14 protein-coding genes are annotated in these 20,516 nt (G+C 71.2%); 12 read left to right on the top strand and 2 right to left on the bottom strand.

Translation table 11 applies throughout. The annotated features are described in order from the left end of the window. Positions 1-275 precede the first annotated feature (275 nt). From GUY60_RS06985 to GUY60_RS06945, 9 genes are all read left to right on the top strand, one after another. The gene (locus tag GUY60_RS06985; protein ID WP_161694900.1) at positions 276-1,088 is read left to right on the top strand and encodes a TIGR03084 family metal-binding protein; all 813 of its coding nucleotides are present in this window, start codon (positions 276-278) and stop codon (positions 1,086-1,088) included. Then, the gene (locus GUY60_RS06980; RefSeq protein WP_161694898.1) at positions 1,085-2,800 is read left to right on the top strand and encodes an acyclic terpene utilization AtuA family protein; all 1,716 of its coding nucleotides are present in this window, start codon (positions 1,085-1,087) and stop codon (positions 2,798-2,800) included. The genes GUY60_RS06985 and GUY60_RS06980 overlap by 4 nt, the downstream gene beginning before the upstream one ends. A 31-nt stretch (positions 2,801-2,831) precedes the next feature. Then, positions 2,832-4,430 (top strand): acyl-CoA carboxylase subunit beta, encoded by a 1,599-nt coding sequence (locus GUY60_RS06975; RefSeq protein ID WP_161694897.1) that lies wholly within the window; start codon positions 2,832-2,834, stop codon positions 4,428-4,430. 110 nt (positions 4,431-4,540) lie between these two features. After that, complete coding sequence (locus tag GUY60_RS06970) at positions 4,541-6,418, top strand: acetyl/propionyl/methylcrotonyl-CoA carboxylase subunit alpha (protein ID WP_161694895.1); 1,878 nt, start codon at positions 4,541-4,543, stop codon at positions 6,416-6,418. Next, the gene (locus GUY60_RS06965) at positions 6,418-7,584 is read left to right on the top strand and encodes an acyl-CoA dehydrogenase family protein (protein WP_161694893.1); all 1,167 of its coding nucleotides are present in this window, start codon (positions 6,418-6,420) and stop codon (positions 7,582-7,584) included. Before GUY60_RS06970 ends, GUY60_RS06965 begins: the two co-directional genes overlap by 1 nt. 202 nt (positions 7,585-7,786) lie before the next feature. Beyond that, a complete protein-coding gene (locus GUY60_RS06960) occupies positions 7,787-10,891 on the top strand; it encodes a glycoside hydrolase family 18 protein (protein ID WP_161694891.1) in 3,105 nt (1,034 codons plus the stop codon). A 284-nt stretch (positions 10,892-11,175) separates the two neighbouring features. Next, on the top strand, positions 11,176-12,825 hold the full coding sequence (locus tag GUY60_RS06955; RefSeq protein WP_161694889.1) for a 4-coumarate--CoA ligase family protein: 1,650 nt from the start codon (positions 11,176-11,178) through the stop codon (positions 12,823-12,825). Positions 12,826-12,854: 29 nt separating this feature from the next. Beyond that, positions 12,855-13,601 (top strand): enoyl-CoA hydratase family protein, encoded by a 747-nt coding sequence (locus GUY60_RS06950; RefSeq protein WP_161694887.1) that lies wholly within the window; start codon positions 12,855-12,857, stop codon positions 13,599-13,601. After that, positions 13,589-14,206 (top strand): TetR/AcrR family transcriptional regulator, encoded by a 618-nt coding sequence (locus GUY60_RS06945; RefSeq protein WP_161694885.1) that lies wholly within the window; start codon positions 13,589-13,591, stop codon positions 14,204-14,206. Before GUY60_RS06950 ends, GUY60_RS06945 begins: the two co-directional genes overlap by 13 nt. A 52-nt stretch (positions 14,207-14,258) precedes the next feature. Here GUY60_RS06945 and pdxH read toward each other — a convergent pair whose 3' ends face one another. After that, entirely contained in the window at positions 14,259-14,900 is a 642-nt protein-coding gene (gene pdxH, locus GUY60_RS06940; protein WP_246234402.1) for a pyridoxamine 5'-phosphate oxidase, read from the bottom strand. A gap of 368 nt (positions 14,901-15,268) precedes the next feature. Between pdxH and GUY60_RS06935 the strand changes: the two genes are divergently transcribed. Next, complete coding sequence (locus GUY60_RS06935) at positions 15,269-16,369, top strand: citrate synthase 2 (protein WP_161694881.1); 1,101 nt, start codon at positions 15,269-15,271, stop codon at positions 16,367-16,369. A gap of 453 nt (positions 16,370-16,822) precedes the next feature. Beyond that, complete coding sequence (locus tag GUY60_RS06930; RefSeq protein ID WP_161694879.1) at positions 16,823-18,241, top strand: PAS domain-containing protein; 1,419 nt, start codon at positions 16,823-16,825, stop codon at positions 18,239-18,241. A gap of 43 nt (positions 18,242-18,284) precedes the next feature. On the opposite strand, the gene GUY60_RS06925 is transcribed toward GUY60_RS06930, so the two are convergent. Beyond that, on the bottom strand, positions 18,285-19,076 hold the full coding sequence (locus GUY60_RS06925) for an SIS domain-containing protein (RefSeq protein ID WP_161694877.1): 792 nt from the start codon (positions 19,074-19,076) through the stop codon (positions 18,285-18,287). A 226-nt stretch (positions 19,077-19,302) separates the two neighbouring features. On the opposite strand from GUY60_RS06925, the gene GUY60_RS06920 reads away from it, so the two are divergent. Continuing rightward, on the top strand, positions 19,303-19,995 hold the full coding sequence (locus GUY60_RS06920) for an iron-dependent transcriptional repressor DtxR (protein ID WP_161694875.1): 693 nt from the start codon (positions 19,303-19,305) through the stop codon (positions 19,993-19,995). The last annotated feature ends 521 nt before the right edge of the window (positions 19,996-20,516 follow it).

Here is a 20,516-nt window from a genome sequence, read left to right as displayed (position 1 = left end):
CTCCCCGCCCCTTCCCGAAAGTCCTACGGACCCTGCCGGGGCTGCGCCCCCGGGCCCCGGTCGCGCTCCGCGCTCGTCCTCAAGCGCCGGACGGGCTGGATTTCGCTCAACTGTCAGCCGCCGGAGCAGACCCGAGAGCCGTCCGCTCAGGACTTCGGGAAGGGGCGGGCGGGAAAGCGATGCGCCGCGCGCCCTGTCAACTTTCCAAGCACGCTTGATTGTTTCTCCCCCCACTGCCATGCTCGCCGCACACCGCATCCGTGAGGGGAGCGTCCGTGCCCGACCCCGTGTACGTGCTCGACGACCTGCGTGACGAGAGTGCTGAACTCGACGCCCTGGTGGGGGAGTTGAAGGTGGAGGAGTGGGCGCTGCCCACGCCCGCGGCCGGGTGGAGTGTCGCCCACCAGATCGCGCATCTCGCCTGGACCGACCGCACCGCGCTGCTCGCCGCCACCGACGCCGAGGCCTTCGGGCGCGAGGTGGAGAAGGCGGTCGCCGCGCCCGCCTCCTTCGTCGACGAGGGGGCGGCAGAGGGTGCCGAGCTGCCCGTCGCCGAGCTGCTCGCGCGGTGGCGGGACGGGCGTGAGCAGTTGCAGCGGGCGTTGCGGTCCGCGCCGGCCGGGGCGCGGTTGCCCTGGTACGGGCCGCCGATGAGCGTGACCTCGATGGCCACCGCCCGGCTCATGGAGACCTGGGCGCACGGGCAGGACGTGGCCGACGCGCTCGGCGTGCGCCGTGAGCCCACCGTGCGGCTGAGGCACGTGGCGCACATCGGGGTACGGACACGGGACTTCGCCTTCGGGGTGCGGGGCTTGCCCGTACCGGAGGCGGAGTTCCGGGTTGAACTCGCCGGGCCGGGCGGGGAGTTGTGGGCGTACGGGCCCGAGGGTGCCGCCCAGCGGGTCACCGGGTCCGCGTACGACTTCTGTCGCCTCGTCACCCAGCGGGCCCACCGGGACGACCTCGACCTGCGGGCGGTGGGCGTGGACGCGGACCGCTGGCTGGACATCGCGCAGTGCTTCGCCGGGCTGCCGGGGAAGGGGCGCAGCCCTGGCGGACCGGGTGCCGCCTCGGGGAGCGCCTCGTGAGCAGGCAGCCGCTGCGGATCGGAAACGCCTCCGGGTTCTACGGCGACCGCTTCGACGCCGTGCGCGAGATGCTCACCGGCGGGCCGCTCGATGTGCTGACCGGCGACTATCTCGCCGAGCTGACCCTGCTGATCCTCGGCCGTGACCGGCTGCGCGACCCGGAGCTCGGGTACGCCAAGACGTTTCTGCGGCAGGCCGAGGAGTGCCTCGGGCTCGCCAAGGATCGCGGTGTGCGGATCGTCGTCAATGCCGGAGGGCTGAATCCTGCCGGACTCGCCGCCCGCGTACGGGAGTTGAGTGAACGGCTCGGGGTCGGAAGTGCCGTCGCGCATGTCGAGGGGGACGACCTCGTATCGCGTGGCGGCTGGGGTGACGGGGTGCTCACTGCCAACGCCTATCTCGGTGGGCATGGCACCGCCGCCTGTCTCCGGGGCGGGGCCGATGTTGTCGTCACCGGACGCGTGACCGACGCCGCCCTCGTCAGCGGGGCCGCCGCCGCGCACTTCGGCTGGGGGCCCGAGGCGTACGACGAGCTGGCGGGGGCCGTCGTCGCCGGGCACGTCCTGGAGTGCGGGACACAGGCGACCGGCGGCAACTACGCCTTCTTCGACGCGCCGGGCCGCGTCCCCGTGCGTGAACTACGGCGCCCCGGCTTCCCGTTGGCGGAGATCCACGCGGACGGGTCCAGCGTCATCACCAAGCACGACGGCACCGGCGGTTACGTCGACATCGGCACTGTCACCGCCCAGCTCCTCTACGAGACCGGCCCCGCCCGGTACGCGGGCCCCGACGTGACCGCCCGCCTCGACTCCGTACGGCTGCGGCAGGACGGCACGGACCGGGTGCGGATCGAGGGGGTGCGCGGGGAGGCGCCGCCGCCGACGCTCAAGGTGGGGCTCAACGCGCTCGGCGGGTTCCGCAACGAGGTCGTCTTCGTCCTCACCGGGCTCGCCGTCGACGCCAAGGCCGAGCTGGTCAAGGCGCAGGTCGAGGACGCGTTCGCACGGGCCAAGTCACGTCCTGCGCATGTGCGTTGGGAGCTGGCCCGCACCGAGCGGGCGGACGCCGACACCGAGGAGACCGCCAGCGCGCTGCTGCGGCTCGTCGTGCGCGACCCGGAGGCGGACGCGGTCGGCCGGGCCGTCACCGGCGCCGCCGTCGAGCTGGCCCTCGGCAGCTACCCCGGCTTCCACGTCACCGCGCCGCCCGGCAAGGGCGCCCCCTACGGGGTGTTCCGCGCCGAGTACGCCGCGCAGGGCGACGTACCGCACATCGCCGTACTGCCGGACGGGTCCCGGGTGGAGGTCGCCGCGCCCGTCCGTACCCGGGCACTGGAAGACGTACCGGAACCCGCCCTGCCCGAGCCGCTGCCCGCGGGGCCGACTCGGCGGGTGCCGCTCGGTCTGGTCGCCGGGGCCCGCAGCGGCGACAAGGGCGGCGACGCCAACCTCGGCGTGTGGGTGCGTACCGACGAGGCCTGGCGCTGGCTCGTCCATGAGCTGACCGTCGAACGGCTGCGGCAACTCCTCCCGGAGACAGGGGAGTTGCGAGTCGTACGGCATGTGCTGCCGCAGCTGCGGGCCGTGAACTTCGTCGTCGAGGGGCTGCTCGGCGACGGCGTGGCCGCACAGGCGCGGTTCGATCCGCAGGCCAAGGGCCTGGGGGAGTGGCTGCGCTCCCGACACATCGACCTACCGGAGGTACTGCTGTGACCCTCCTTTCCCAGTTCCCGGAGGTCGTGCGGTGACCGTGCTCAACAGTGCCCTCGACCCCGCCGCCCCCGACCACACCGCGCACCGCGCCGCCATGCTCGACAAGCTCGCCGAGCTGGACGCCGAGCACGCCAAGGCGCTCCAGGGCGGCGGCGAGAAGTACGTCGAACGGCACCGCAAGCGCGGCAAGTTGCTCGCGCGGGAGCGGATCGAGCTGCTGCTCGACCCCGACACACCGTTCCTTGAGCTGTCCCCGCTGGCCGCCTGGGGCAGTGATTACCACGTGGGCGCCGCGATGGTCTGCGGCATCGGCGTGGTCGAGGGCGTGGAGTGCCTGATCACCGCCAACGACCCGACCGTACGCGGCGGGGCGAGCAACCCGTGGACGCTGAAGAAGGCGTTCCGGTCACATGAGATCGGGCTTGCCAACCGGCTGCCGTCGATCCATCTCGTCGAGTCGGGCGGCGCCGACCTGCCCTCGCAGAAGGAGATCTTCATTCCGGGCGGTGCCCTCTTCAAGCACCTCACCCAGTCGTCGGCGGCCGGAATCCCCACCGTCGCGGTGGTCTTCGGCAACTCCACCGCCGGAGGCGCGTACGTACCCGGCATGTGCGACCACGTGATCATGGTGAAGGAGCGGGCGAAGGTCTTCCTCGGCGGGCCGCCGCTGGTCAAGATGGCCACCGGCGAGGAGAGCGACGACGAGTCGCTCGGCGGCGCCGAGATGCACGCCCGCACCTCCGGCCTCGCGGACTACCTGGCCGCCGACGAACCCGACGCGCTGCGCCAGGCCCGCCGGGTCGTGGCCCGCCTCAACTGGCGCAAGGCGTACGCCGATCCAGGGCCCGCCGAGCCCCCGAAGTACGACGAGGACGAGCTGCTCGGCATCGTCCCCGGCGACCTGAAGACGCCCTTCGACCCGCGCGAGGTCATCGCCCGGATCGTCGACGGCTCCGACTTCGACGAGTTCAAGCCGCTGTACGGGGCCTCGCTCGTGACCGGCTGGGCGGCGCTGCACGGCTACCCCATCGGCATCCTCGCCAACGCGCAGGGCGTGCTGTTCAGCGAGGAGTCGCAGAAGGCCGCCCAGTTCATCCAGTTGGCCAACCAGCGCGACATCCCGCTGCTTTTCCTGCACAACACCACCGGCTACATGGTCGGCAAGGAGTACGAGCAGGGCGGCATCATCAAGCACGGCGCCATGATGATCAACGCGGTCTCCAATTCGAAGGTGCCGCACCTCAGCGTCCTCATGGGGGCGAGCTACGGAGCCGGCCACTACGGCATGTGCGGCCGGGCCTACGACCCGCGCTTCCTGTTCGCCTGGCCCAGCGCCAAGTCCGCCGTCATGGGCCCGCAGCAGCTCGCGGGCGTGCTGAGCATCGTGGCCCGGCAGTCCGCCGCCGCGAAGGGGCAGCCGTACGACGACGACGCGGACGCGGCCCTGCGCGCCATGGTCGAGCAGCAGATCGAGTCCGAGTCGCTGCCGATGTTCCTGTCCGGGCGGCTCTACGACGACGGGGTGATCGACCCGCGCGACACCCGCACCGTGCTCGGCATGTGCCTGTCCGCGATCCACACGGCCCCGTACGAGGGCGCGCGCGGCGGCTTCGGCGTCTTCCGGATGTGAGGGAACGCGCCCTTTGCGGCTAAACCGCCGCCGCTCTCGCGGACCTGGTCGCTCGCCGTGGTGGTTCCTCAATTGATGGTTGCGGTGATCTAGTGGAAAGAGCATTCCCCATGATCGGAACTCTCCTCGTCGCCAACCGCGGCGAGATCGCCTGCCGGGTCTTCCGCACCTGCCGCGCGCTCGGCATCGCCACGGTCGCCGTGTACTCCGACGCCGACGCGGACGCCCTGCACGTACGCGAGGCGGATACGGCCGTACGCCTGCCGGGCTCGGCGCCCGCCGACACCTATCTGCGCGGCGACCTGATCGTGAAGGCCGCGCAAGCCGCCGGGGCCGACGCCGTCCACCCCGGCTACGGCTTCCTGTCCGAGAACGCCGACTTCGCGCGGGCCGTGACCGACGCGGGCCTGCGCTGGATCGGCCCGCCGCCCGAGGCGATCGAGGCGATGGCGTCGAAGCCGCGCGCCAAGGAACTCATGGGCATCGCACCGCTCTCCGGGGTGACCGAGGCGGACCTTCCGGTCCTCGTGAAAGCGGCGGCGGGCGGCGGCGGTCGCGGCATGCGCGTCGTACGTGAACTGGCCGACCTGGACCGGGAGTTGGCGGCCGCTGCGGCGGAGGCGGCGAGCGCTTTCGGGGACGGCGAGGTGTTCGTCGAGCCGTACGTCGAGGGCGGCCGGCACGTCGAGGTGCAGCTCCTCGCCGACACCCACGGCACGGTGTGGCCGCTCGGCACCCGCGACTGCTCACTCCAGCGCCGCCACCAGAAGGTGATCGAGGAGGCCCCGGCGCCCGGCCTCGGCCCGGCCCTCGTGGAGTCCCTGTACGAGCAGGCGGTACGGGCCGCGCGGGCGACGGGCTACGTGGGCGCGGGCACCGTCGAGTTCCTGGTCGGGCCCGACGGCCGGGCCCAGTTCCTGGAGATGAACACCCGCCTCCAGGTCGAACACCCCGTCACCGAGGCCGTGTTCGGGATCGACCTGGTCGCGCTGCAGCTGCGCGTCGCCGAGGGTTTCGCGTTGGACCCGGAGCCGCCCGCACCGCACGGGCACGCCGTCGAGGCCCGGCTGTACGCCGAGGACCCGGCGCACGGCTTCGCCCCGCAGACCGGCACACTGCACCGCTTCTCCGTATCGGGGGTGAGGGTCGACACCGGCTGCGCGGACGGCGACACCATCGGCGTGCACTACGACCCGATGCTCGCCAAGGCCGTCGCGCACGCCCCGACCCGCGCCGAGGCACTGCGCCGCCTGGCCGGGGCCCTGGAGCGGGCCGAGGTGCACGGCCCGGTCACCAACCGCGACTTCCTCGTCCGCTCCCTGCGCCACCCGGAGTTCGTCGCGGCCCGCCTGGACACCGGCTTCTACGACCGCCACCTGGGCGAGCTGACGTCGCACACACCGGACCCGCGCGCGCCGCTGGCCGCCGCGCTCGCCGACGCACACGGCCGGTCCCCCCGGTTCGGAGGCTTCCGCAACCTGCACTCCCAGGACCAGGTCAAGCACTACCGGGCCGAGCCGGACGGCACCGAGCACGAGGTCCGCTACCGGCACACCCGTACCGGACCGGAGGCCGAAGGTGTACGGGTACTCGCCGCCGGACCCGAGCTCGTCGTCCTCGAAGTGGCGGGCGTACGGCGGCAGTTCAGGGTCGCGCGCTACGCCTCGTCCGGCCAGGTGTACGTCAACGGCGCCGCGTACACCGCGCTGCCCCGCTTCCCCGACGCCACCGCCACCCAGGCACCCGGTTCGCTGCTCGCGCCGATGCCCGGCACCGTCGTACGCCTCGCGGAGGGGCTTGCCGAGGGTGCCGCCGTGACCGCCGGGCAACCCCTGCTCTGGCTGGAGGCGATGAAGATGGAGCACCGCGTGACCGCTCCCGCCTCCGGCACCCTCACCGCACTCCACGCCGCGCCCGGCCGCCAGGTCGAGGTCGGCGCCCTGCTCGCCGTCGTCGTACCGGAATCCGCACAGGAGGAGAGTTCTTGATGACTGCCACCCTGGAAACCGAGGAGCACAAGCAACTGCGCGCCGCCGTCGCCGCGCTCGGCAACCGCTACGGCCGCGACTACATGACCAAGGTCGTCCGCGCCGAGGCCCACCCCGACGAACTGTGGGCCGACGCCGCGAAGCTCGGCTACCTCGGGGTGAGCCTGCCCGAGGAGTACGGCGGCGGAGGCGGCGGCATAGCCGAACTCTCCATCGTGCTCGAAGAGTTGGGGGCCGCCGGCTGCCCGCTCCTGATGATGGTCGTCTCGCCCGCGATCTGCGGCACGGTCATCGCCCGCTTCGGTACCGAGGAGCAGAAGCAGGCCTGGCTGCCCGGCCTGGCGGACGGCAGCCGCACGATGGCCTTCGGCATCACCGAACCCGACGCGGGCTCCAACTCGCACCGCATCACCACCACGGCCCGCCGCGACGCCGCCTCGGGCGACTGGCTGCTCACCGGCCGCAAGGTGTTCGTCTCCGGCGTCGACATCGCCGACGCCACCCTCATCGTAGGCCGCACCGAGGACGCCCGCACCGGCAGCCTCAAGCCCTGCCTCTTCATCGTCGACCGGGACGCGCCGGGCTTCCAGCGCCACCAAATCGACATGGAACTCCAGGCCCCGGAGAAGCAGTTCGAGCTGGTCCTCGACGATGTGCGGCTCCCTGCGGACGCGCTGGTCGGCGACGAGGACGCGGGCCTCCTGCAACTCTTCGCTGGCCTCAACCCGGAACGCGTCATGACGGCCGCGTTCGCCATCGGCATGGGCCGGTACGCGATCTCCCGCGCGGTCGCCTACGCGAAGGAACGCACCGTCTGGAAGGCCCCCATCGGCGCCCACCAGGCCATCGCGCACCCGCTGGCCAAGGCCCACATCGACCTGGAGCTGGCCCGCCTGATGATGCAGAAGGCGGCCCATCTGTACGACACGGGCGACGACATGGGCGCGGGCGAGGCGGCCAACATGGCGAAGTTCGCGGCAGCGGACGCCTGCGTCCAGGCGGTGGACCAAGCGGTCCATACCCTGGGCGGCAACGGCCTCACCCGCGAGTACGGACTGGCCTCCCTCATCACGGCGGCCCGAGTCGCCCGCATCGCCCCGGTCAGCCGCGACATGATCCTCAACTTCGTGTCCCATCAGTCGCTGGGGCTTCCGAAGTCCTACTGAGCGGATTCGCACTCCGGGAGGGAATACGAGTCGCGCGTTTCCCGGGCGTTAAGCCACCGCCTTCGGGGAATTCAACTCGGCGCGCCCGCTGAGACGATGTTCACAGCCGACGGGAGGGCTGAATCTGCTCTGGGCCCGGACGAGGGCGACTTGGTTGAGTGGTCGTGAACGTACGAACACCGAACCAGGGGGAGTGAGTTCAGTGGGAAATTCGTCGGATTACCCTGACGTACCCGAGTGGAAGCAGAAGCCCGAGGGTTACCAGGCAGGTGCCGTCGCCAAGTACAAGGGCAACATTTTCCGGGCCGCTTTCTGGGCCTCGGAGCCGGGGGTGGGGGACCCCAATGAGAACGGGTGGCGGCACTTCGACGAGTTGTACGACAAGACTGAGCACAAGGAGACCGAGCGGGCGAAAATCATCGCCTACATCCCGACCTGGCGGAAGCAGGAAGGCTTCGACTACGGCAACGGCGTGATGTACCAGTACCTCACGCACGGCCTCATCGCGTTCCTGACGTTCAGCGACGAGAAGGCCGGGGAATTCGACCCCAAGTCGGTCCGGGAGATCAGTGAGATCCTCCCGGACGTGCACATGGCCTCGGAGCCGTACGGGACGAAGATCATGGTCGCCCTCGGCGGTGCGAACGACTTCGCCTTCCTGGACCTGATGACGGCGATCGGCAACGACCCGGCGTCCCCGAAGCTCGACCAGACCGTGCGCAAGGTCGTGGACTACGTCACCGGCAACGACCTGGCCGGCGTCGACCTCGACCTGGAGTGCTGGTGGGGCCGGCCCGGTCAGGGGGACCAGGGCGGCCGGCTGAAGGCGGACGGGCCGCACCCCGCGGGGCGGGGCCTGACCCTGTTCGCCGAGAAGCTGAAGGAGGCCATGCCCGACAAGATCGTGTCGGCGGCCGTCTTCGGCACCTCGTGGTACGGCAACAATTACGACCCCGACATGGCCGAACACCTCGACTGGATCGGCGTGATGACCTACGACCTCACCGGGTCGTGGGACAAGTCCCCGGTCGGCCCGCATTCCGCGCTGCAGAAGATCCGCGGAAAGGACACGGCGGAGATCCGTGAGGCGGACGTCTATCTGGAGTCGTATCTCGACGAGCAGCAGGGTGGCTGGCCGGGAGCCGGAGCGAATCCGAACGCCCCGGAGGGCGACGCCCTGGAGAACAATCCGATTCTGTCCGTCGAGGACTGCCTCTGGTACTGGACGAATCCGCTGTTCACGAACTGGCAGGGAAAGGGGCAGGGCGTCGACCGCGGCAAGATCGCGGCCGGAGTGCCCGTGTACGGCTACGACTTCGCCGCCGCCAAGGAGCCGGACGACCTGACCGGTGAAGTGCCCCCGGGATACAAGGTGTTGCGGTACAAGGAAATCCTGGACGAATATCCCGACGCGCTCGACGCCGAGAACGCGAACATCAAGGTCGAGGGGAAGACGCCCCGGCCCGAGCTGAAGGATCCGCTGCCGCCCGGCGAGTACCCGTACCGGCACAACATCTATTTCGAGACCCCGGACACCGCCGTCACGAAGCTCGAGTTCCTCAAGGATGTGGGCGCGCAGGGCGTCATCATCTGGGAACTCTCCAATGACGCCTGGGAAGACGGCGACGGCATCATCGAGGCCCTGTACCGCGCCTCCGGCAACCCGGTCGTCGAGCCCCAGCCCATCGAGGACCCGCCGGTCCCCGTGGCCAACTCGTACCTGTGGGACTCCATGGGTTTCCTGGGGCACGCGGCCGGCCCGCTGCAGTTCCAGGACGACGGCGAGCAGGACAACGGCATGCGCCAGTTCTCGGCGCGGCTGTGGAACATCCCCGACGACGCGGACTGGAAAAGCGTCGCCCAGAACTGCCCGGCCGTGGTCAAGCGCCAGTACTTCAACCGGCCCACCCGCATCGTCGACAAGGGCGCCCTCGGGCTCTGGGGCGAGTTCGACGTCCTCGACAACGACGATGTCCCGGACTGGTTCTGGGGGCACGTGGAGAAGAAGGACGACGGGCCCGACGGGTACACGCGGTACGCCTCGCGGCTCTGGGGCCTCTCCATGAGCGACGACTGGCAGGAGGCCGCGAAGCAGACCCCGGCACTCATCGCGGGGCAGTACTTCGACGAGCCGACGGAGATCGAGGACAAGGGCGTCGGCGGGCTCTGGGGCCTTTTCGACGTCAGCGACGAACTCAGCCGCATTCCCGCGTTCACCGCGCAGGCCAAGGGCGACCACGACTGCATGTACTGCCAGGTCGACACCCTGCCCGCGAAGGACCTGGAGGGCCTGGGCAATGTCGAGCGGTTCAACCTGACGAACACGATGAGCATCGGCGAGGACGCGCCGTTCCTCTACTCGGTGATCACCAAAGGCGAGGGCACGGCCGATTTCCCCGAGGGCGTCGTCATGACCATCGAGGACCCCGACGGGAACAGCTACGACGAGGACGTCGACGAGGACGGCAAGGTCGTCAAGATGTCCGGCGACTCCATCCGGTACCTGATCGTCAAGGACCCGCAGGCCGGCGACTGGACCATGTCGATGAGCGTCACCAGGGACGCCGAATTCCGCTGCGAATGCAACACCGTGCCGGGCGCGAAGGTGTACGACACCATGGTGGAGACCCGCCAGAAGATCGACGCGGCGCAGGGCATCGCCCCCCGGGATCTCGGCAAGACCGGCGCCACGGCGCTCGCGGGCGTGGCCACGATCGCGTTCATCGCTCCTGAGGCGCTCCCGCTCGTCCCCCTGTACCTGCTCGTCGTCGGACTCGGCATCGGCGCGTCCAAGGTGATCGCCGACAACCTGGCGGACACGTCGCAGAACATGGCGTCGTACGCGCGTGTTCTGTCGCGGCTGGAGAAGAGTCTCCTCGAAGAGGGCCCTTCCGCCATCGACCACTACGTCTGGCTGATCGGGAAGAACGTTTCCGGCCCGGAGGTCTACGTGGCTCTCAAGAACCCCACGAAGATCGTCAAGTGGGCCGGGGTGCACGTGGAGGTGCTTCAGCTGGTCGAGCACATGACGGACGCGGAGAAGCAGAACTCCGTTCGCCACGTGTTCTGGCAGTGCCTCCTCAAGAAGAGGCTGGGCGAGGAGTTCGCCATGGCGATGGGCGAGGCGCACGAGCGCGGCCGCCCCGGAACCGACGCGGACAACAAGGCGGACGAGAAGAACAACGAGATCGGCCTCGCCCTCGCGGACGAAGTGAAGACCGACAAGGAGTGCAAGGCGCGCGTCTTCGAGCTGTGGGACGCGGGCAAGCTGGCCATCCGGCCCGACTACGAGGGCGACCCGACCTGATCCCGACCTGATCCCGGCGTGATCCTGACCTGATTCCGGCGTGATCCCTGCGTGATCGCTCAACTCCGCCCGTCGGCCCTGGTGTTCGCGCCAGGCCCGACGGGCGGACCCGTTCCGGCCTCGACCGAAGCTGAACCCGTAGCTGACCTGTAGCTGACCTGTAGCTGACCCGAGCTGAACCAGCACGCTTGATTGTTTCCGGCTCCGCTGCCAGGCTCTCACTCCTCGCACCGCACCCGCACCGCACCGCACCCGCACCGCACCCGAGGCAAGGGAGTGCGCTCATGGTCTTCCGCAGCGAGTACGCCGACATAGCCCCGCTCGAACTCCCCATCCACGAAGCCGTCCTGGGTGAAGCCCACACGTACGGCGACACCCCCGCCCTCGTCGACGGAGTCACCGGCACCACCCTGACCTACGCCCAGCTCGACGACGCCCACCGCCGCATCGCCGCCGGGCTCGCGGAATCCGGTCTGGCGAAGGGCGACGTACTGGCCCTGCACAGCCCCAACACCATCGCGTTCCCCGCCGTGTTCTACGCGGCGACCCGCGCCGGGGCCGCCGTGACGACCGTGCACCCGCTGTCCACGCCGGAGGAGTTCGCCAAGCAGCTGCGGGACTCGAAGGCGAGCTGGATCGTCACCGTGTCCCCGCTGCTCGACGTGGCCCGCGCCGCGGCCGAACTCACCGGCGGGATAAGGGAGATACTCGTCTGCGACCAGCCAGACCAGCCAGACCAGCCAGACCAGCCAGACCAGCCAGACCAGCCAGACCAGCCAGACCAGCCAGACCAGGGTCACGGCCACCGCTCCGTACTCGACCTAGCCGCGTCCACCGCCCCCGAACCGCAGGTCGACATCGACCCGGCACAGGACGTGGCCGCACTGCCGTACTCCTCCGGCACCACCGGCGTCCCCAAGGGCGTGATGCTCACCCACCGCAGCATCGCCACCAACCTCGCCCAACTGCACCCGGCGATGCCGCTCGGGCAGGGCGAACGGATCCTCGCCGTACTGCCGTTCTTCCACATCTACGGTCTCACCGCCCTGGTCAACGCCCCGCTGCGGCAGGGCGCCACCGTCGTCGTGCTGCCCCGCTTCGACATCGACACGTTCCTCGCCGCGATCGAGAAGCACCGCATCACCGCCCTGTACGTGGCCCCGCCCATCGTCCTCGCGCTCGCCAAGCACCCGAAGGTCGCCGAGTACGACCTGTCGTCCGTGCGGCTCGTGCTCAGCTCCGCGGCGCCGCTCGACGCGGACCTCGCCGACGCCTGCGCCCGCCGCCTCGGCCTGCCCGCGGTGATCCAGGGGTACGGGATGACGGAACTCTCGCCGTGCACCCACCTCGTACCGCTCGACGTGGAGAACCCGCCGCCCGGCACCGTCGGCAAGCTCATCGCCGGGACCGAGATGCGGCTGCTCTCCCTGGACGAGCAGGGGCGGGACGCGGAGCCGGGCGAGCGCGGCGAGATCGTGCTGCGCGGGCCGCAGGTGATGAAGGGCTACCTCGGCCGGCCCGAGGCCACCGCCGACATGATCGACGCGGACGGCTGGCTGCACACCGGGGACATCGGCCGGGTCGACGCCGAGGGCTGGCTGTTCGTCGTGGACCGGGTCAAGGAACTCATCAAGTACAAGGGCTACCAGGTCGCCCCCGCCGAGCTGGAGGCGCTGCTGCTCACCCACCCGGACATCGCCGACGCGGCGGTCATCGGGGTGTACGACGCGGACGGCACCGAGATCCCCAAGGCCTTCGTCGTACGCCAGGACGGTGCGCTCCTCGACGCGGACGAGGTCGTCGCGTACGTCGCCGAGCGGGTCGCCCCGTACAAGAAGGTCCGTCGCGTCGAGTTCGTCGACACCGTGCCGCGCGCGCTCAGCGGCAAGATCCTGCGCCGGGAACTGCGCGACCGCGAGAGCGCGAAGAACTGACCCGGACCACCGCCACCAAAGGACCCCGCATGAAGCAGCTCCAGGTCACCCAGGACCGTGGCGTCAGCACCCTCACCCTGGACGCGCCGGACAACCGCAACGCGCTCTCCGGGCAGCTCGTCACCGCGCTCGCCGAGGCGCTCGGCGCCTGCGCCACGGACCGGGGCGTACGGGCCGTGGTGCTCACCCACACCGGCTCCACGTTCAGCGCGGGCGCCGACCTGAAGGAGCCGCCCAGTCCGTACGCGTTCGTGGCGCTGCTCCGGCAGCTGGTCGAGCTGCCCAAGCCGGTGGTGGCGCGGGTCGACGGGCATGTGCGGGCCGGCGGGCTCGGCCTGGTCGGGGCCTGCGACATCGCGCTGGCCTCGGCGGGCTCCGACTTCGCGTTCACCGAGGTACGGCTCGGGGTCGCGCCCGCCGTGATCTCGCTGCCGCTGCTGCCCCGCGTCGAGCCGCGCGCCGCCGCCCGGTACTACCTCACCGGGGAGCGGTTCGGCGCGGCGCGGGCGGCGGAGATGGGGCTCGTCACGGAGGCCGCGGACGACACCGAGGGGGCTCTGGACGCGGCTCTCGACACGGTGCTCGACGCGCTGCGCAAGGGCTCCCCGCAGGGGCTCGCGGAGTCGAAGCGGCTGACCACGGCTAGAGTCCTTGAGGCCTTCGACCGGGACGCCGAGGAACTGGTGCGGCGCTCGGCCTCGCTGTTCGCGTCCAAGGAGGCACGGGACGGCATGACCGCATTCTTCGAACGACGGGATCCCGCATGGGTGTTGTGAGCACCGGCTCACGCTCGGACCGCTACCCCAAGCAGGACCGCAGCCGCGCCACCCGCCAACGGCTCCTGGAGGCGGCCGTGGCCTGCCTCGCCGAACACGGCTGGGCGGGCTCCACGGTCACCGTCGTCGCCGAGCGCGCCGGGGTCTCGCGGGGCGCGGCCCAGCACCACTTCCCGACCCGCGAGGACCTGTTCACGGCGGCCGTCGAGTACGTCGCCGAGCAGCGGTCCACGGCCCTGCGCTCGGTCTCCGCCCAGAACCGCACCGCCGTCGTCGCGGCCCTCGTCGACCTCTATACGGGGCCGCTGTTCCGCGCCGCCCTGCACCTGTGGGTGGCCGCGTCCAACGAGGAACAGCTGCACGCGCGCGTGACGGAGCTGGAGGCGCGGGTCGGCCGCGAGACGCACCGGATGGCCGTCGAGCTTCTCGGCGCGGACGAGTCACGGCCGGGTGTGCGCGAGACGGTGCAGGGCTTCCTGGACATGGCGCGTGGGCTCGGCCTCGCCAATGTCCTCACCGATGACCGGGCCCGGCGTGAACGGGTGGTGGCGCAGTGGGCGGTGCTGCTTGACGAGGCGCTGAGCACCAGCCCGTCCGGCGATTGAGGACGAGCCCGCAGGGCGATCGGCGGCAACCGAGGCGACGGTGCGGGACCCGCTACGGAGCCAGCCGCTCGACCCGCCACCCATCCGTGCCGGGCTCCCGCACGTAACAAATCCGATCGTGCAGCCGATTCTCCCGCCCCTGCCAGAACTCCACCCGCTGCGGCACCACCCGGAAACCACCCCAGTGCGGCGGCACCGGCACCTGCTCGCCCTCCGGATAGCGCGCCGCCAACTCCGCGTAGGCGTCCTCGAGTTCGGCCCGTGAGGCGACCACCGACGACTGGGTGCTCGCCCACGCGCCGAGCTGCGAGCCGTGCGGCCGGGTGCGGAAGTACGCGGCCGTCTCGTCCCGCCCGGTGCGCAGCGCCGTACCCGTGACGATCACCTGGCGGGCCATCGGGTGCCAGGGGAAAAGCAGCGAGACGTACGGGTGGGCCGTGATGTCGCGGGCCTTGCGGGACTCGTAGTTGGTGAAGAACACGAAGCCGCGCTCGTCGTACGCCTTGAGGAGCACCGTGCGCGAGCTGGGCCTGCCCTCGGCGTCGGCGGTGGCGAGGACCATCGCGTTCGGCTCGTACAGGGCGCCCTGCCGCTCGGCCTGCGCGGCCTCGGCGAACCAGCGGGAGAACTGGGTGATCGGGTCGGCGGCGAGGGCTTCGGGATGGATGCCGTCCGCGCGGTAGTGGCGGCGCATCACGGCCGGGTCGGCGTCGAGTTCCGGGACGTCCGAGACGTCCGGAACGTCGAACTGCGGTCCGTCCGGAGCAGCGGGGTCAGAGGGCTTCACACGGCTCATCCTGCCGCACGTGGTGGCCAGTTCAAGCCCTCCGTGGTGGCACTGAGTGCCGCGAGGTCTCCCCAAAACTGGCACTACGGGATATCGTCCTGGCACCCCCGAGGTTGGATGACCACCGGCCGTGCGGGGCATCACCGGGGTGACCGACCCGGACCGCGAGTCCCCCGAGGACCGCGGAACCGGCCAGGGCCTCGTACACCTCCGAAAGTGACCGTCTGCAGCACAGCGACCTGCACCCGCTCGCCCACCCCAAGAGGAGCCGCCTGATGTCCGACTTCGTACCCGGACTTGAAGGAGTCGTCGCGTTCGAGACGGAGATCGCCGAACCCGACAAGGAAGGAGGCGCCCTCCGCTACCGCGGTGTGGACATCGAGGACCTCGTCGGCCAGGTCTCCTTCGGCAACGTGTGGGGCCTCCTGGTCGACGGCGCCTTCAACCCCGGCCTGCCGCCCGCCGAGCCCTTCCCCATCCCGGTGCACTCCGGCGACATCCGCGTCGACGTGCAGTCCGCGCTCGCCATGCTCGCGCCGGTCTGGGGCCTCAAGCCGCTGCTGGACATCGACGAGGCCCGCGCCCGCGACGACCTCGCCCGCGCCGCCGTGATGGCCCTCTCGTACGTGGCCCAGTCGGCGCGCGGCCAGGGCAGGGCGATGGTGCCGCAGAGCGAGATCGACAAGGCGTCCAGCGTCGTCGAGCGGTTCATGATCCGCTGGCGCGGCGAGCCGGACCCCAAGCACGTCAAGGCCGTTGACGCCTACTGGACCTCCGCCGCCGAGCACGGCATGAACGCCTCGACGTTCACCGCCCGCGTCATCGCCTCCACCGGCGCCGATGTGGCCGCGGCCCTCTCGGGTGCCGTCGGCGCCATGTCGGGCCCGCTGCACGGCGGCGCCCCGTCCCGCGTCCTCGGCATGATCGAGGAGATCGAGCGCACCGGCGACGCCAAGGCGTATGTGAAGCGCGCCCTCGACAACGGCGAGCGCCTGATGGGCTTCGGGCACCGCGTCTACCGCGCCGAGGACCCGCGCGCCCGCGTCCTGCGCCGCACCGCCAAGGAGCTGGCCGCGCCGCGCTTCGAGGTCGCCGAGGCGCTGGAGACCGCCGCCCTCGAGGAGCTGCACTCCCGCCGCCCCGACCGGGTGCTCGCCACCAACGTCGAGTTCTGGGCGGCCATCGTCCTGGACTTCGCGGAGGTCCCGGCGCACATGTTCACGTCGATGTTCACGTGCGCCCGCACCGCAGGCTGGAGCGCGCACATCCTGGAGCAGAAGCGCACCGGCCGCCTGGTCCGCCCGTCGGCCACCTACGTGGGGCCGGGCACGCGCACGCCGCAGTCCATCGAGGGGTACGAGGCGATCTCGGGCTGAGCCGTCCCGTACGGGGAGGGTGCCGTCCCCTAAGGGGAGGGTTCCTGAACGCAGACGATCCGCGGGCCATGGTTCCGGCCGCACTGGGCGGCGGGAAGCCGGCCGGACGTACCGGCGGCCCGCGGATCGCGGTGACTGCGTTGGAATTGGCCGGCTGCGTGCTGTGTCAGCACGCCGGTCCGGCACCGCACTGAGTGCGACAACGGGCCGTCAGCCCGCAGCCACCTCTTCCGTCCGGTTTGCATACATCTGCCGAACCACCTCCTTTCCGAAGTGGTTCCAGACTAGGAACCCTCCCCGAGCGCCACAACCCATTTTTTTCAGGGCACAGGGATGCAACTATTTCCCCGAACCCGGTGTGGGGTGCGTCACGTTCGAGTTCAATGATCCTGTGAACGGCATGCGCCGTGCATGCATGCCGAAAGGCGTACTCGTCCTGCAGGGGGTGGCCAGGTGAGTGCTTCCCGGCACAGTGGAACGACCGACTCCGTGGGCTCGGGCGACCCCGACCCCGGTGACGGACCCGACGACGGATCCGGGCGCGAGGGACCCGCGTCCGACGACCTGCTCGCCGCGCTCCTCGACGGCATGGACGCCGCGCTCTGCGCCTTCGACGCCGACGGCGTGCTGACGCACTGGAACCGCGAGGCCGAACGCATCCTCGGCTGGTCGGCCGGCGAGGCCGTCGGACGGCAGGGCTTCGCGGGCTGGGCCGTGCGCACCGCCGACGCCGCCGAGGTCGAGGACCGGCTGCTCTCCGCGATGACCGCGCCGGGCCGCCAGGTGCACGAGTTCGCGCTGCTCACCAAGGACGGCGGCCGGGTGCTCGTACGCACCCAGTCGGCCGCCGTGCGCGGCCCGGACGGCAAGCCCGCCGGGGTGTACTGCGCGTTCAGTGAGGTGCACACCCAGATCGACCTGGAGCGTTCCATCGCGCTCAGCGAGGCCCTGTTCGAGGACGCCTCCTGGGGCGTCGTCCTGATCGACGCCGACCTGCGCCCCGCCGTCGTCAACGCGCACGCGGCCCGCGCGCTCGGCACCGGCCGCACCGCGCTGCTCGGCCGCCCCCTCGGGGAGCTGCTCTCGCAGGGCGTCGAGGAGCTGGAGAGCGCCCTCACCCACGTACTGGCCGAGGGCGCGCCGCCCGCACCGGCCGACCTGTGGGTCTCCGTGCGCGGCAGCGACAGCACGGGTGAGCAGCGGCGGTGCTGGCGCAGCGGCTTCCTGCGGCTCGCCTCACCGCTGACGGAGGAGCCCGTTCCGCTGGGTGTCGGCTGGCTGTTCCAGGACATCACCGAGTCCAAGCTGGCCGAGCAGGAAGCGGCCCAACTCCGCTTCCGCGCCAACCAGTCGCAGCGCGCCGCGCGGGCCGCCGCCGAGTGCGAGGACCCGATGGAGGCCGCCACGGTCCACCTCGACTTCGCCCTCGCCGGCTTCGCCGACCACGCCCTGGTCGACCTGGTCGACCCGGCGGGACCGGTCGACCCGCCGCGCCTGGTGCGCCTCGCCGCCAGCCCGGCCGGGGCGCCGGGCCCGGTCCTTCCGGGTGACCGCGCGGGCCTGCCGGTGCGGTACGCGGAGGGTCACCCGGCGCTCCAGTGCGCGCTGCGTACCGGATCGGTACGGGCCGCCGCGGCCTCGCCCGCCTCGGCCGTGGAGTGGGCGCGCGGCCGCCAGTGGCCGGAGGGCTCGATGTACGCACTGTGCGTGGTGCTGCGCAGCCGGGGCGCCACGCTCGGCGTGGTCACGTTCCTGCGCGGATCGGGCCGCGCCACCTTCGAGCGCGCGGACGCGGGGTACGCGGAGAGCGTGGCGGCACGGGTCGCGGCGGCTCTGGACCTGGCGGGGGTGCTCCGCTCCGGGGCTCAGTAGCCGCTCCGGCGGGCGCGTACCGACGTGCGGACGTACGTACCGGCTAGTGACGGTAGAAGATCCGGTCCCCGTACTCCGAGAACACCCGGCCGTTCCACTCGTGGCCGCCGTCCACGTTCCCCGACCGCAGCATCGGCGGGTCGAAGCCGCGCTCGGCGAGCTCGCCCGCGGCCGCCGCCATGGTGGCCTGCAGCAGCGCGTTGGTGACCACGCTGGAGGCGGGACCGAACGGCGCGGCGACGCCCGGGGCGGTCAGCTCCGCGTCGCCGATCGAGATCTTGCTGTCGAGCACGATGTCGCAGTGGTCCTTGAGGAAGGTCCCGGAGGTGTGCCGCGACCGGGTCTGAGAGGCGTACGCCACCGAGGTCACCCCGACCACGGTCAGGCCGAGCGCGCGGGCGTTCATCGCCATCTCGACGGGCAGCGAGTTCCGCCCCGACAGGGAGATGATCACCAGCAGGTCGCCGGGCCGGGCCGGGCTCGTGTCGAGCACCGCGCCCGCGAGCCCGTCGACCCGCTCCAGGGCGGAGCCCAGGGTGGCGGGCATGACGTCGACGCCGACGACGCCCGGCACGGCGAGCAGGTTCATCAGGGCGAGCCCGCCCGCCCGGTACACGACGTCCTGCGCGGCGAGCGAGGAGTGCCCGGCGCCGAAGGCGAAGAGACGGCCGCCGGACTCGACGGTGTCGGCGATGGCGCGCGCCGCCGCCGCGACCGCGGCGCCCTCCTCGTCCCGCACCCGCTCGAGCAGGCCGATCGCGGCGTCGAAGTACTGTCCGGCCAGCTTGTTCTCACCGCTGTTGCCGCGCTCACCGCGGTCACTCGTGGAGCTCATCGCCGAGGGCCTCTCCCGGAAAGGTGCGTGACGTGGGGCACGGTGGGTGTGTGCCGCGGATCACGGTGCGGTCTGGACCAGTGCCCTGTCAATACGGCTTCGGCGGGCGGTCTCACCCGGCGCGGCACGCTTGTCGGCGCTATGCGTCAGAATTGACGCAGGGCCAGCGCAGGACGCTGCGGAGCGAGTCCGCAGCTCTCTTTCTGTCACAGCATGAGGGGCACGTATGTCCGGACTGATCGATACGACGGAGATGTATCTCCGCACCATCCTCGAACTCGAAGAGGAAGGTGTGGTCCCCATGCGTGCCCGGATCGCGGAGCGGCTCGACCAGAGCGGCCCCACGGTCAGCCAGACGGTGGCACGCATGGAGCGGGACGGCCTGGTGTCCGTCGCCAGCGACCGGCACCTGGAGCTCACCGAGGAGGGCCGCCGCCTCGCCACCCGCGTGATGCGCAAGCACCGGCTCGCCGAGTGTCTGCTCGTCGACGTGATCGGCCTGGAGTGGGAGCAGGTGCACGCCGAGGCCTGCCGCTGGGAGCACGTGATGAGCGAGGCCGTGGAGCGCCGCGTCCTGGAGCTCCTTCGCCACCCCACCGAGTCGCCGTACGGCAACCCGATCCCGGGCCTCGAGGAGCTGGGCGAGAAGGCCGAGGCCGACCCGTTCCTCGACGAGGGCATGGTCAGCCTCGCCGACCTGGACCCGGGCGCGGACGGCAAGACGGTCGTGGTGCGCCGCATCGGCGAGCCCATCCAGACGGACGCCCAGCTGATGTACACGCTGCGGCGGGCCGGGGTGCAGCCGGGCGCGGTCGTGAGCGTGACGCAGTCGCCGGGCGGCGTCCTGGTCGGCAGCAGCGGCGAGGCCGCCGAGCTGGAGGCCGACATCGCCTCGCACGTCTTCGTGGCGAAGCGCTAGCCGCAGGAGCGCTGACCGCACGCTGAGCGGTCGGTCGGCTCTCGTGGCGCACCAGGGGGCACGGCTGTCCCAACTGCCCTACGGGCGGCGCCCCTTGGCCGTACGATTCCTGGATTCACTGTGCGGAATCGCAGCGGCCGGGCGATTTGCGTGCAAGGCTGGCGCGTGAGGCATAACGCCTGGGCGCGCGTCGGCGCGCGGGTGGCTCCACCGGTTCGGGGAGGGGCGGGACGATGTGCCGAACGATGTGCCGGACGACGTGCTGTGCGGGACAGGAGAGCCTCGGCGCCTTGCGACGCCGAGGCCTGTCCTCCCCTGCGCTGACCCGGAGCCCCGAGCTCTCAAGGTCAGTACCCGCGGACCGGTTTCCCCGAGCGGCCCGCCTCCCGTTGAAGATCTCCCCTCGGCCGCACCCGTCAACCCTTGAGCGTGGTCACTCGAACGAGGGGTGTTCCCGCCGAAATCGACGTTCTCGAATGGGGGTTCGATAACGTGCTCGTACGGTGGGACGTACGAGACCG

Origin of the sequence: Streptomyces boluensis (genome assembly GCF_009908195.1) — a bacterium.
Taxonomy (GTDB): domain Bacteria; phylum Actinomycetota; class Actinomycetes; order Streptomycetales; family Streptomycetaceae; genus Streptomyces; species Streptomyces boluensis.
Note: the sequence above shows the minus strand (reverse complement) of the source record. Positions and strands in the feature narration are given on the sequence as shown.